Origin of the sequence: Asaia siamensis (genome assembly GCF_014635085.1) — a bacterium.
Classification (GTDB): Bacteria; Pseudomonadota; Alphaproteobacteria; order Acetobacterales; family Acetobacteraceae; genus Asaia; species Asaia siamensis.
In genome coordinates, this window is sequence record NZ_BMCH01000003.1 from 216,766 (window position 1) to 230,731 (window position 13,966).

Genomic DNA, 13,966 nt, shown 5'->3' on the forward strand with positions numbered 1-13,966 from the left:
AGTTGGGTCGTCTTATGGCTTGATGAAACCCCCGGAACTGTCAGATTGACAAATATGAGCCAGAACGACCTCTCTTCCTTTTCCGCCGATAGTCCTGCCGATCTCGCCATGGCCGAGCGCCTGACCGCGCAACTCGGCGCTGTCAGAGACGCAATCGGGCAGATTGTGCTCGGGCAACGCGATGTGATCGACCGACTTCTGGTCACCATTCTGTCTGGTGGTCACGCGCTTTTGATCGGCGCACCCGGTCTGGGCAAGACGCTGCTTGTCAGTACGGCGGCGCAGGTGCTGGGGCTCGACACACGGCGCGTGCAGTTCACACCCGATCTGATGCCCTCCGACATCACGGGCAGCGATATCCTCGATGAGGATGAAAACGGCCGTCGTTTCTTCCGTTTCGTGAAGGGGCCGATCTTCACGCAGCTTCTTCTGGCCGATGAAATCAACCGCGCCAGCCCGCGCACCCAGTCCGCCCTGCTTCAGGCCATGCAGGAATATGAGGTGGCTCAGGCTGGCACCAATCACAAGCTGCCGCGCCCCTTCCATGTTCTGGCAACCCAGAACCCGATCGAGCAGGAAGGCACCTATCCGCTGCCGGAAGCACAGCTCGATCGCTTCATGCTGCGTATCGCCCTGTCCTTTCCCGAGCGTGATGCCGAGCGCGACATGCTGCTACAGACAACCGGCGCCCTTACTGCAGAAGCGCCTGTGCTGCTTTCGGAACGCAGTCTGATCGAGGCACAGGCGCTCGTACGTCGCCTGCCCGTAGGCGAAAAAGTACTTGAGGCCATTCTTACCCTTGTGCGCGGGCTTCGTCCGGAAACCGCCTACAGGCCCGAACTGGCAAGCTCCCTTCTCTATGGCCCCGGCCCGCGTGCGGCACAGGCGCTCATGCTGAGCTGCCGCGCCCAGGCCCTGCTCGACGGACGACTGGCGCCAAGCCTGGACGATGTCGCCGAACTGGCCGAGCCCGTGCTCGCCCACCGTATGGCGCTGAGCTTTTCGGCCCGTGCCTCGGGGCTCAAGGTCGAAGAGCTCATCGCCAAGGCCGTTGAGGCGCTTCTCTGACCGTGAGCGGTTTTTTCGGGAAGTGGCGGCGTCAGAAAAGCACCGCCAGCGCTTCGTCGGCCCAGACGCCCGCGCTCACGCTAGAAGCCGAGGCCCTTCTGCCTCCTCTGGTGATCGAAGCCGAACGCATCGGGCAGCAGCTTCGCGCAGGTGTGCATCATCAGCATCGTGCCGGTGCAGGCGAGGATTTCTGGCAATATCGCCCGGCCCATGATCATGAGCCCGCCCATCGCATCGACTGGCGCCAGTCGGCGCGCAGCGACCAGCTCTGGGTGCGCGAACGTGAGGCCGAAGGCGCGCAGCAACTCACCTTGTGGTGCGACCCCTCGCCTTCAATGGACTGGCAGTCACGCCCCGACCTGCCACGCAAGAACGCTCAGGCGCAGCTCGCCACTCTGGCCCTTGCCGCAGCGGCGCTGCATGGCGGCGAGCGCGTCGCCCTTCTGAACGGACCGGAACAGGGACGATCGGTCAGCGGCCCTCATGCGCTGCCCCGCCTCGCCCAAAATCTCGTTCTCGGCCCGTCTGTTGCCCTGCCCTCACTCGATACGCTGCTCCCCTATGGCCAGCTCATTCTGGTGAGCGATTTTCTGATCACGCCTGAAGCGATGGAAAAACTGCTGGCCGATGTTGCCGCACGACCGGCACGCACCGAACTGCTCTGTGTGCTCGACCCGGCAGAGCGCAGCCTGCCCTATGCAGGGCGCATCACCTTCGACAGTCTTGAAGCCGAGGGAGATCTGACGCTGCCCGCCGTAGAGACGCTTGCGGAATCCTATGAGCGCGAAATGCGCGCCCATCTCGACCGGCTGTCTCACATGGCCGAAGCCCATCGCGCAGGCTTCACGCTGCATCACACCGATCAACCCCTGTTGCCTGCCCTGCTCGCGCTATATGCGCGGCTCACAGGGGGGCGTCTGCACGCATGATCTTTCTTACCCCCCTTGCGTTGATCGGGCTGGTTGCCCTGCCCGTCATCTACTGGCTGGTCAAGGCGACGCCGCCCCCGCCAAAAGAGCAGGCCTATCCGTCTCTTCAGATCCTGCGCCGCCTGCGAGCTGGCCGGGCCGATACGGCACGTTCGCCACTCTGGCTGCTGGTTCTGCGCCTGCTCGCTGTCGCTCTTCTGGTGCTTGGCCTGTCCCAGCCTGTCTGGCTTGGTCGCGATCTCAGCGCACAGCCTTCCCAGGATCTGGTGCTGGTTCTCGATAATGGCTGGGCAGCCGTCCCTCACTGGCAGGAGCGCCTGCGCGCTGCACGCAGCCTTGCCGAAAGACGGTTTCGCGCCGGACATGAGGTCACGCTTCTTCTGAGCGCGCCCGATGCCGATGGCAGCATGGCTGCGCCGTTTACCACCCGTGACCGTGCCCGTTTCGAAGAGCGTCTTCTCGCGCTCACGCCACATTCCTGGCCTTCCGACCGGGCACAGAGCGCAAGACAAGTCGATGCGCTTCGGGACAATACGTCGCAGGGCACCGTGCGCGACATCGTGCTGCTTTCGGATGGTGTCTCGACCCCGGCCGATCCGTCACTCGCCAGGGCCCTGCATGCCTCAGGCAGTCGCGTGAGTGACATGCGCTGGCCGGGCTGCGACACGATGCTGCTTTCGGCACATCAGGGTGATAACGGGGCCCTGACAGCGTCTTTCAGCGCGCTGCCCTGCCCCACACGCCCTCTTGCCGTGCGGGCACGTGACGAGAATGGCGGTACGCTCGGCATTTTCCCCCTCACCGGGAAAGATGCCAGCGGCACTGACCTCCCCCTGCCGCCTCTACTGCGCGATCGCGCCACCCGTCTGGCGCTGGAAAGCGACACGCTGCCTCTGCCCGGCCCTTCTGCGCTCTATCTGCTTGACGCAGGACAGCGCCGTCACCCGGTGGGCCTGCTGACCCCCGGCACGCAGGACACGCCCCTGACAGGTCAGGGATTCTTTCTGGCACAGGCCATCGAGGGCGTCGGCGAGCTTCATCGTGGCGCGGTGCCTGATCTGCTGAAGCAGAAGCTCTCGGTTCTGATCGCGACCGATGGCACGCTTGCCGATGACGACACCCACAGACGCGTTGCCGACTGGGTGCGTCATGGTGGCGTGCTGATCCGCTTTGCCGGTCCGGTTCTCGCATCGGACCCGAACGCATCATCCCCCGACAAGGCCAAAACCCTGCTGCCCGTGCCGCTGATGGGCGGTATGCGTCAGCTCGGTGGCCCTATGTCATGGGGCAAGCCGCAAGTGCTTTCGGCCTTTGCCGAGCATTCGCCTTTCGATGGCCTGGCCCTGCCCAAGGAAGTCACTGTCACCCGTCAGGTTCTGGCCCAGCCCACCGCCGAGCTGGGCGACCATGTCTGGGCACGGCTGAGCGATGGCACGCCGCTGGTGACCGCAAGCGCCTTCGGGCAGGGTGAGCTTGTGCTGTTTCATGTGACAGGCACAGCCGACTGGTCGAGCCTGCCGCTTTCCGGGCTTTTCCCTGCGATGCTCGAGCGGCTGGTTCAGCGCTCTGTCGGTCAGAAAGACCAGTCCGAACTGCGTCAACTCGTTCCCTTCACCATGCTCGACGCGCATGGACAGCTCGTTGCCCCGCCTGAAGCCGCACGCCCGCTATCGGTTGAGGCCTTTGCCACGACCAGACCCGATGTGCAGCATCCGCCCGGCTTTTACGGCCCGCGTCTGTCGCGTCGTGCGTTCAATCTGGGCGACCATCTGCCCCCCATCACGCCGGAAGCCCTGATGGGAACGGCCCTGACGCCCGATCATGTCTCACCCGATCATGCACTTGCCCCGTATTTGCTGGGTGCGGCGCTGCTTCTGCTGCTGGCTGATTTTCTCGTCGCGCTCTGGCTACGCGGGATGCTCGGGCGTCTGGCAATGCTTGGTCTTCTGGTCGCAGCACCAGCTCTCATGGCGCCCCACTGCGCCCTGGCGCAGGAAGATGACGAAGCCCCGAAAACCCAGGCCGTCACCCATGGCACCGTGCCGGGAGCCGCACTCGAAACCCGCCTTGGCTATGTGCTCACAGGTCATGACGATATCGATGAAGCCTCGCGCGAAGGGCTTCAGGGCCTGTCGAATTATGCCTCGGATCGCTCATCTGCCGTGATGGGCCATCCTGATGGGGTGACCCCCGGCAAGGACGATCTGGCCTATTATCCGATGCTCTACTGGCCCATCACCGAAGACGTGCAGGAGGACCCGAAACGCTCTGCGGCCCTGAACAGCTTCATGGCGCATGGCGGTATCCTGATGCTCGACACGCAAGGGGTCGGCTCGGAACTCTCGACGCAGGATGAAGGTCAGACACGCTCGGCCCTCAAACGGGCTACCGCGGGTCTGGTCGTGCCGCCGCTGAGCAAGCTCGACGACCATCATGTTCTGGCCCACAGCTTTTACCTGCTTCACGATTTTCCCGGCCGCGTGCAGGGTCTGCCCGTCTGGGTGGCGCGCAGCGGCGATGACAGCAATGACGATGTCAGCCCTATCATCATCGGTGCGGGCGACTGGGCTCATGCCTGGGCCATGGATGCGCAGGGCAATACACCCTATGCCGTCATTCCCGGCGGTGACGACCAGCGCACCCAGGCCTATCGCTTTGGCGTCAATCTGCTGCTCTACGCCCTGACCGGCAATTACAAGGCCGACCAGATGCGTGTTCCCGAACTTCTGAAGAGGATGGAACAATGATCCATCTCACCTTCATGCCCCTCATCCCGGTCTGGCTGCTCGCACTGGCCGCCGGGCTGGCCGTCATTGTCGGCATCTACGCATTGCTGCGCCGGGTTCCGGGCAGTCTGGCACGCGTGCTGGCGCTGCTGCTGCTCGTCTTCTGGCTGGCCGGCCCGCGCCTGAGCCGTCCTTTATTCGAACCGGCTCCGCAGGATATCCTGCTGGTGGTCGATCACTCACCCTCCATGGCGCTGCGCAACCGCCTCGACAGCGCCGAAAAAGCCGCTGCACGCCTTCAGGAAGAGGCGCGCGCCATACCGGGCCTCACCCTGCACACCGTCACTGTTCAGGGTGGCGAGGGTCATGGCACACGTCTTTTCGACGCCATCGACCAGGCGGACCTCCCCCCGGGGCGGTTCAGCGGCGCCATTCTGCTGACCGATGGCATGGTGCATGATGCACCCTCTGCCCTCCCCCCGCTTTTCCAGCGTGACGGCAGGATTCTGCCGCTGCATGTTCTGCTGACGGGCAAGGGTGAGGAAACAGATCGCAGACTGCGCATCCTGCAGGCGCCCCCTTATGCCCTTGTCGGCAAGGATGCGACCCTGCGCATGGTGGTGGACGATCTCGGCGCAGCAGGAAAGCAGCCCGTCACGCTCACCCTGCGTCAGGGAGACGAGCCGCCACGGCAAATTCCAGCCATTTCCGGCGAACCGCTCGAACTGACCGTGCCGGTCAGGCATCCGGGTGAAACGCTGATCACGCTCTCGGCTGCGCCTCTCGCCGGTGAGGTCAGCCCGCGCAACAACAGTGCCATCGTGCGCATCAACGGGGTGCGCGACAGACTCAAGGTATTGCTGGTTTCCGGCACACCCAATCAGGGCGAGCGCGTCTGGCGTCGTCTGCTCAAGGCTGACCCTTCCGTCGATCTCGTGCATTTCACCATTCTGCGGCCACCGGACAAGGATGACGGCACGCCGCTTTCCGATCTCGCCCTGATTCCGTTCCCGATCAAGGAGCTGTTTCAGGACAAGATCAAGCAATTCGATCTGATCATTCTCGATGGTTTCCACAATGCCGGAATCCTGCCGCAGGATTACCTCGCCAATATCGCCGATTACGTGCGTGAGGGCGGCGGACTGCTGCTGACTGCCGGGCCGGAATTCACCGAGGACGGCACGTTGCAGGATACGCCTCTGGCCGACATCCTGCCCGCGCATGTGCCATCGAATGGTGTGATCAACGAACGTTTCGTACCGAAACTGACCGAGTCAGGCCAACGTCACCCGGTAACGGCGGGCCTGCCCCAGCCATGGGGACCGTGGTATCGCGGGCTGGCATCGGATTCGCTCCACGGCACGTCCCTTCTGACGGGGCCCGAAAACCAGCCTCTTCTTGTGCTCGACATCGTGCGCAAGGGGCGCGTGGCACTGCTTCTGTCCGATCAGCTCTGGCTCTGGTCACGTGGCGAAGGCGGTGGCGGCCCCCAGGCCGAACTGCTCAAGCGGCTGTCTCACTGGCTGATGAAAGAGCCTGAGCTGGAAGAAAACCAGCTTCGTGCCTCGATCAAAGAAAACAGCCTGCATATCGAACGTCACAGCGATTCGACCCGTCTGACCAGCCCTGCACGCGTGACGGCGCCGGATGGCACCATTTCATCCGTCACCCTCAAACCGGCGACAAATGGCGTGTTCACCAACACTGTGCCGACCAATGGTCAGGACGGTCTGTGGGTGGTGCGGCAGGACGGTCTCACGGCTGTCGCCGCACAGGCGACGCGCAACCCGATCGAGGATGCCGATCTGCGTGCTACGGCGACCATTCTCTCGCCTCTGGCCAGGCAGACCCATGGTGCCACGCTCTGGCTGGGTGAGAATACGGCAACACCGCAGATCAGGCAGGTCACGTCCGGCAATTTTGCGGGTTCGGGCTGGATCGGGTTTCCGCGTCAGCTTGTGCCGGTTGCCTCTTCGAGCCGCCTGACTGAACTCTGCCCGTCCTGGCTTGCCCTTTTGGGTACGCTGGCCCTTCTCTTTATCGGATGGTGGCGCGAAGGCAGACTTCGCCGCCGATAGGGAGTCGCCAGCTTCTTAACGATCGCTTATAGTCTTCTCATGCGCCACTCGAGACGTCACATGAATGTCAAACGACTTTTTCCCCTGATGCTGACGACGGCTCTGGCCGCGTCGCCCGTGTTCTTTATTCCGTGGCATGCCGCGCATGCGCAGTCTGCCGACGATGCGGAAGCGGAACAGGAAGCCGAAGAGGCGCAGAAGAAGGCAGAGGCACGCCGCGCTGCCAAGGCTGCTGCACCGCCATCGGCCCTTCCCGGAGCTGACTCTCAGGAATCGGATGCAGGTCACGCCAATGTCGACCTCAACCCGACCGAGGCCCTTTTCGACGCCATCAACCGTGGCTCGCTGAACGCCGCCAAGGAAGCGCTCAATCGTGGTGCGGACATGAACGCCAAGAACGTTCTGTTCCAGACACCGCTCGATATGGCCATCGATCTGAACCGCAAGGACATCATGTTCCTGCTGCTCTCAATGCGTAACTATGGTGATAACGGTTTCGCCGCCGAAACCACCCATTCTGAGATCGAAACCGACTCTAAGGGCAATGGTCACCTGACCATCAAGGGCAAGGGCCGCAAGGGTACTTCCGCCATGGCTGTTGCGGGCAAGCCCCGGCACGATGTGTCCGGCGGTCAGCCCCAGCCCGCCATCGGCTTTCTCGGCTTCGGCGGCTAATCTTCTCCTTGGCGTTCGATCGCCCCGTCTCCTGACGGGGCGTCGAATACCGGCGCGGATGATCTGAATCGATCCGCGCCCCTTCATATCTTCAGTCTATCGGCGCGTCATGGCGCAGGGAACGCGTCCAGCGCGGCAGAGCAAGGGTAGATCCTGTGATCGGGGTCAACGCATCGCTGCGCACTTCAAGACGATAACGCCCTGCCTCTCGTACCCATTCCTCCCCTTCAATCCGGGCAAGGAGGCGCTTTTCGATCTCTACGGCGACAGAAGCCGTCTCACCCGGTGCGAGCGAGACTTTCGAGAACCCGACCAGACGCGGCTGGAACGACGCATCACCGTCGCGCAGGGCGTAGATCTGCACGACTTCCGCACCAGCAACCGGCCCGACATTGGTGAGGACCACGCTGACGGAGGCGAGATCGGCCTCGGATTGCAGCGGACCGTACTCGAATTGCGTATAGCTCAGCCCGAAGCCGAAGGGATAAGCGACGCTTTTTCCGGTACGGGAGAACCAGCGATAACCGACATCCGCGCCTTCAATATCATAGTCCCGATGCACGATCGGCTTGTCCACGGGCTCACCGGGATTGGAAATGACGGTGTCCGGGTTGATCTGCTCCGGTCTTGGCAGATCCGCCTCACTCAGCGGCGTAGTATAAGGCTGACGTCCTGAAGGGTTGACCTGACCGAACAGGATCGCGGCGATGGCCTCGCCACCACCCGAACCGGCATAGAAGGCGTTCAGAATGGCCGGAACCTGCTCACGCCACGGCATGAGAACAGGCCCTCCGGTTTCCAGCACCACGATCGTCTTCGGGTTTGCCGCAGCCAACTCGGCAATCAGTGCCTCCTGCCCATCCGGCAGGGCAAGCCCCTGAACGTCCTGACTTTCTGTACGCCACAGCTCGGCAAAGAAGATGACAACGTCCGCCTCACGCGCCTTCTCAGAGACGGCGGCATGGTCCTTGCCATCGTCATAGATTACTTCCGTATTGGGCACGAGCTGGCAGATTGCCTGAACAGGCGATGACGGATGATAGACTTTCTCAAGCGGCACACCGGCAAATTCTGCGCCCTTCAGCTTCAGACTGCCTGTTGGCGTGACAGAGGATGACCCACCGCCGGACAGCACACCGCTATCGGCATGGGCCCCCACGACCAGAATACGATCGAGAGTCTTGCGCAGCGGGAGAAGCGCATTTTCGTTACGCAGCAAAACGATACCGCCTTCGGCCGCACGCCTGGCGATTGCCTTATGCGCCTCGTAATCGATCGTCCCGCCCGGTTTCGCAGGATGATCGACAGCACCGACGGCAAACAGACTGCGCAGCTGACGGGTGATGGCTTGATCAAGACGCTCGGCAGGCACGGTGCCGGTCCTGATCGCCTCGTTCAACGGCGCGCCAAAAAACGGCTCGGGATCGATATTGGCGCCGGATTGCACATCCAGCCCGGACATGATCGCCTTGACGGTCGTATGGGTGGCGCCCCAATCGGACATGGCCCAGCCGCGATAGCCCCAGTCATCACGCAGCACCTGGGTCAGCAGAAACGCGTTTTCCGACGCCCAGACCCCGTTGACCAGATTATAGCCCGGCATAACGGCACCCGGCTGACCGATCTCGATAGCCATTTCAAAAGCCAGCAGATCGCTCTCACGCAAGGCGGCCTCGCTGATATCGGAGCTGATCATCACACGACCCGTTTCCTCGGGATTGATCGCATAATGCTTGATGGTCGACACGACATGACAGGACTGGATGCCAGCAACCGATCCACCGGCGATATGGCCGGTCAGGAGGGGGTCTTCCGACACATATTCGAAAATACGCCCGCCACGAGGCTCACGCAGCAGATTGGCGCCGCCACCCAGCACGACATTAAAGCCTTTTGCGCGCCCCTCACGCCCGACGACCTGTCCGGTTTCTCTTGCCAGGGCAGGATCGAAAGAGGCGCCGAGCATCAGTGAGGAAGGGAGCGCCGTCGCTGTATCGCCCGGCCTGACATCGGCCAGATTGCCTATGCCCAGACTTGCATCGCTCTGCTGCTGCGCTGGCAGACCCAGCGCAGGCATGGCGGGGAAATAACCGGCTGACCCTATCGCGCCTTCGGGCTTCTTCGCGCCGTTGCCGGGAATGGCCATCGGACCGGAAACCCACGACATTTTCTGGTCGTGGCTCATGGCGCGGGTTGCAGCACGGGCGCGGCTGTCGGGGTCGCGGGCCGGGTCCAGCCATTCCTGAGCGTTTTCGAGCTTTTTCTCGTCCATGATCGCTTGATGCTCCTGCGGTCTCAACTCGTACCCGCCCTGCCCCATGGCTGCGCCCTTGCTGCCGGGAAGAGGGATCCGTGCCAATGCGGCGGCACGATCCCCCCCCCCCTAAATTCGGAGGCGGGAGCACAGGCACTAAGGTCATCAGAAAGCAGGCCTGTTTTCTGAACGCAGAAAAAGACGATGTTTTTCACAGGAAAGACGCAGGAAGACGCCCGGCAATCATTTGTAAAGTTTTTTATTTCGATATAATAACGAAGTGTCGATCATCATCATTGAGCGAATCCGGTCAATCGTCACCGTGAATACAGGGTGCGAATACTTTCAACTATACCGGACCCATCATCATCCTTTGGTCTTGTTATCGCAAAATCGCCAACAAGACCCGGGATTTACCTGATCGACTTGGCGTTCAGCCAACGTTGCGCAGGGGCGTCTGGGCCTGCTCGGTACGCAGGATATCGATCTGCAGGACTTCACCCTGGCGTTCGAAATACCAGAAGGTCCAGCCATTGCATGAAGGCGCATTGGTCAGAATGGCCCCCATCTTGTGGATCGACCCGCGATGCGAGCCGGAAACAAGACTACCATCGGGCATGACGGTGGCGCTCAGACGACGCTGGCGGTCGAACAACTCCGTTCCGGCAGGCAGTGCCCCCTGCTCGACGAAGCTTCCGAACGGAACGCGCGGCAATTCGCGCTTGGCTGGTGTAATGGCCAGCTGGTCGTCCGACAGACGGGTTTCGGCTTCGACGCGCGCCCGTGCCGCCTCGATATAGTCGGGGTGGCGCTCGATACCGATGAAACGACGCCCGAGACGCTTGGCCATAGCCGCTGTGGTACCGCTGCCCGAAAACGGATCGAGCACAATGTCATCAACGACGGTCGAGGCAATCAGAACGCGATGCAACAGGCTCTCGGGCTTCTGGGTCGGGTGCAGCTTCAGACCATGGGCGTTGCGCAGACGCTCATTGCCGGTGCAGAGCGGCAGGTACCAGTCACTGCGCATCTGCATATCGTCATTGAGGGCCTTCATGGCCTGATAATTGAAGCGGTATTTGCTCTCCGGCCCACGCGCTGCCCAGATCAGGGTTTCATGCGCATTCGTGAAGCGGCGGCCGCGGAAATTCGGCATCGGATTGGCCTTGCGCCATACGATATCGTTCAGGATCCAGAAACCGAGATCCTGCATGATGGCGCCGAGGCGGAAGACGTTGTGATACGAACCGATTACCCAGATCGTGCCATCCTTGGTCAGGAGGCGACGCGCTTCAGCCAGCCATTCGCGGGTGAAATTGTCGTATGTGGCGTAATCGGCAAACTTGTCCCAGGCGTCATCGACACCGTCGACAACGGTTTCATCGGGACGGCGCAATTCGCCACGCAGCTGCAGATTATAGGGCGGGTCGGCGAAAATGCAGTCGATGCTCGCATCGGGCAGGCTGCGCATCGTTTCGATGCATTCACCGCACAGGATCTGATCGAGGGGAAAATCCTGCATTAGATGGCTCCGACCATATGGGCTGCGCCAGCGAGATGGGCGCGTATAGGGGCAAATTCGCGACGGTGATGAGGCGTGACACCAGCCTGTTTCAAACCGGCCATGTGCAGGGCCGTGCCGTAACCGGCATTCTTTTCCCACCCATAGGCATTGTGACGCTCGGAAAGACGCGTCATGAGCCGGTCGCGCGTCACCTTGGCAATGATGGACGCGCCGGCAATAGAGAGACTTTTGCGATCGCCGCCGACAACCGCCACGGCAGGGCAACCCAGATCAGGCAGGCGATTGCCATCGACCAGGGCGCAATCGGGAATGATGCCCAGATGCTGCAACGCCCGCTTCATGGCGAGATGGCACGCCTTGCTGATATTGATCGCCTCGATTTCTGCAACCGATGCGGCGCCCAGCCCGACACGCACCGATGGTGTCTGCATGAGGGCCGCATAGGCGGCATGACGACGCTTTGCCGTCAGCTTTTTCGAATCATCGATCAGCGCGGCCAGAGCCGCGACGGGCGGCGTCAGGAAAATCAGCGCTGCGGCGATGACGGGACCTGCCAGCGGACCGCGTCCGACCTCGTCGAGGCCGACCACGCTCTTTTCAGGTGCCCCATTGGCAGATTCGAGAGCGTAGTCTGGCATGAGCGGTCGCAGGATCCTTGACGAGAAGAAACAGGTCGGACTGCCCGAGTCGCACAGTCATTCGAATCGCTTTTGAATCACCCGAATCGCGCTGTAAACCCCTGTTACGCGTCGCGGATTCTTTTTTCCTCTGTCAATACGAAGAAAGGGGACCGCATCACTGCGATCCCCCCTCCGATATACGTCCCTGACGGGCGATATTATTTCTTCTTCGAACGGCCGAAGAAGATCGCGCCAAGGATCGTGCCGACCAGAATGGCCACGCTGAGCGAGATCAGCGGACGGTCCTGCACAAAGGCGGTTGCCTTTTCGAGCGTGGTCTCGGCATCATCGTAAAGATCGGCGAATTCCTGCTGCGCCATGCCGGAAAGCTGGTCGATCTTGCCTTCGGCCTGAAGCTTTGCGTCGCCCGTTAGGCCACCGGCAGCATCCTTGAGACGGCCCTTGGCCTCGTCGAGCAGGCCTTCACCCTTGTTTTCAACTGCATCGGCCATTGTCATAATCCTTTCACTAAACGGAATGCGAAACATCCGTGACGATAAGAGCAACGAGGCATAAGCAAAACGGTTTCGTTCGGCTACACGCAATATCGGCAGCCATGCGGCGATGCGACGTAACGCAGTGTGTTTTGAATTGTTTCGTCATTGAACTAGAATTTAGCTGACGTCATGATAGGGCGGCCTCAAATAACGTATGTCTCAGACACCAGAACGCACATGTGACCGCGCCTGGATTTGGGTGATGGAAGACGAGAAGAGATGACTGACCAGACGGGCCCCGATCGGACCCAGCCTGCGCGCCATACTGCGCCCCATGCCTCAGCTTCGCCCATGCCGGGCAAGCCGCGCCGGAGGCGCCGCCTGCTCTTCGTGATAGGCGGGGTAATCGTTCTGCTTCTTGCCGTCGCGTTTCTGCGCCCGCACAGCACAACCCATCACGCGGGCCGTGGCAGCCACAGGAGCGGCGCAAGCGCGCAGCGCAATAGCGATGCGAGCCCCGTTGCGGTGGCCGTGGTCAAGACCGGCAACATGCCCGAGATCCTGACCGAACTCGGCACGGTTGTGCCCATCACCAATGTCACGGTGCAGGCGCGTGTGAGCGGCTACATCATGAATGTCGAATTCAAGGAAGGTCAGCACGTCAAGGCAGGTGACGAGCTCGTGCTGATCGATCCGCGCCCCTATCAGGTGGCGCTCGAGCAGCAGCTCGGCACGTTGCAGCAGGACAAGGCCCAGCTTGCCGACGCCCAGGTCAATGCGGCCCGTTATGCCAAGCTGATCGCCCAGAACTCAATCGCGGCCATGACGGCAAAAGACGCCGAATACAAGGTTCAGCAGCTCGAAGGCACGGTCAAGCTCGATCAGGCCAATGTCGATAATGCCCGCCTCAACCTCTATTACTGCCACATCCTGGCGCCTGTTGACGGTCGCGTCGGTATCCGCGCGGTCGATATGGGCAATTACTTTACGGCAGGTCAGTCGGGTGGCCTCACCATCCTGACCCAGATGCAGCCGATCTCGGTCATCTTCACCCTGCCTCAGGACCAGCTGCCGCAGGTCATGGATCGCCTGCGACAGGTGGGCGAGCTGCCGGTCGAGGCCTGGGACAGCGCCAATCTGAACCGGATCGCCACCGGCTCGGTCAAGGCTGTCGACAGCCAGATCGATACCGCCACCGGTACGGTGCGTATGCGCGCCATCTTCTCGAACGAGGATGAGCATCTCTTCCCGAACCAGTTCGTGAATGCCCGCCTGCTGGTCGACACGCTGCATGATGTGATTCTGCTGTCGTCCAATGCGCTGCAGACGGGGCCTGACGGGCAGTTCGTCTATGTCGTGAAGGATGACAACACGGTCGAGATGCGCACCGTCACCACCGGCATTGCGAGCAATGACGTGACCGTCATCAAGTCCGGCCTCAAGCTGGGCGAGCGCGTCGTGACCGATGGCACGAACCATCTGCGCCCCGGTGCCAAGGTGACCATTCCGGCTGATGACAGCGACAAGAGCGCAGACAAGGACGATGCCAAGCCGGCAACGCCTTCCGCTCCCGCCGCCAAGCCCGCGCAGTAAG

At 61.8% G+C, this 13,966-nt stretch carries 10 protein-coding genes; 6 read left to right on the top strand and 4 right to left on the bottom strand.

Annotated elements, in window-relative coordinates:
- Positions 1 to 54: 54 nt before the first annotated feature.
- From IEV53_RS06800 to IEV53_RS06820, 5 genes are all read left to right on the top strand, one after another.
- Positions 55 to 1,068, top strand: coding sequence for an AAA family ATPase (locus tag IEV53_RS06800; protein WP_188426047.1), 1,014 nt, complete (start codon positions 55 to 57; stop codon positions 1,066 to 1,068).
- A 2-nt stretch (positions 1,069 to 1,070) separates the two neighbouring features.
- Positions 1,071 to 1,997 (top strand): DUF58 domain-containing protein, encoded by a 927-nt coding sequence (locus tag IEV53_RS06805; protein ID WP_188426048.1) that lies wholly within the window; start codon positions 1,071 to 1,073, stop codon positions 1,995 to 1,997.
- On the top strand, positions 1,994 to 4,744 hold the full coding sequence (locus IEV53_RS06810) for a DUF4159 domain-containing protein (RefSeq protein ID WP_188426049.1): 2,751 nt from the start codon (positions 1,994 to 1,996) through the stop codon (positions 4,742 to 4,744). Before IEV53_RS06805 ends, IEV53_RS06810 begins: the two co-directional genes overlap by 4 nt.
- Positions 4,741 to 6,801: a VWA domain-containing protein gene (locus tag IEV53_RS06815; RefSeq protein ID WP_188426050.1), complete on the top strand. Its 2,061-nt coding sequence runs from the start codon at positions 4,741 to 4,743 to the stop codon at positions 6,799 to 6,801. The genes IEV53_RS06810 and IEV53_RS06815 overlap by 4 nt, the downstream gene beginning before the upstream one ends.
- Positions 6,802 to 6,888: 87 nt before the next feature.
- Positions 6,889 to 7,476, top strand: a complete 588-nt coding sequence (locus IEV53_RS06820; protein ID WP_229719767.1) for an ankyrin repeat domain-containing protein — start codon at positions 6,889 to 6,891, stop codon at positions 7,474 to 7,476.
- A gap of 91 nt (positions 7,477 to 7,567) precedes the next feature.
- On the opposite strand, the gene IEV53_RS06825 is transcribed toward IEV53_RS06820, so the two are convergent.
- The 4 genes from IEV53_RS06825 to IEV53_RS06840 all read right to left on the bottom strand — a co-directional run bounded on the left by IEV53_RS06825 (position 7,568) and on the right by IEV53_RS06840 (position 12,387).
- Entirely contained in the window at positions 7,568 to 9,835 is a 2,268-nt protein-coding gene (locus tag IEV53_RS06825; protein ID WP_188426052.1) for a beta-glucosidase, read from the bottom strand.
- A 328-nt stretch (positions 9,836 to 10,163) separates the two neighbouring features.
- Complete coding sequence (locus tag IEV53_RS06830) at positions 10,164 to 11,252, bottom strand: site-specific DNA-methyltransferase (RefSeq protein WP_188426053.1); 1,089 nt, start codon at positions 11,250 to 11,252, stop codon at positions 10,164 to 10,166.
- Entirely contained in the window at positions 11,252 to 11,893 is a 642-nt protein-coding gene (locus tag IEV53_RS06835; RefSeq protein ID WP_188426054.1) for a ribonuclease HII, read from the bottom strand. The genes IEV53_RS06830 and IEV53_RS06835 overlap by 1 nt, the downstream gene beginning before the upstream one ends.
- Before the next feature lie 200 nt (positions 11,894 to 12,093).
- Complete coding sequence (locus IEV53_RS06840) at positions 12,094 to 12,387, bottom strand: CsbD family protein (protein WP_188426055.1); 294 nt, start codon at positions 12,385 to 12,387, stop codon at positions 12,094 to 12,096.
- Between the two features lie 264 nt (positions 12,388 to 12,651).
- Between IEV53_RS06840 and IEV53_RS06845 the strand changes: the two genes are divergently transcribed.
- Positions 12,652 to 13,965, top strand: a complete 1,314-nt coding sequence (locus IEV53_RS06845) for an efflux RND transporter periplasmic adaptor subunit (protein WP_188426056.1) — start codon at positions 12,652 to 12,654, stop codon at positions 13,963 to 13,965.
- The last annotated feature ends 1 nt before the right edge of the window (position 13,966 follow it).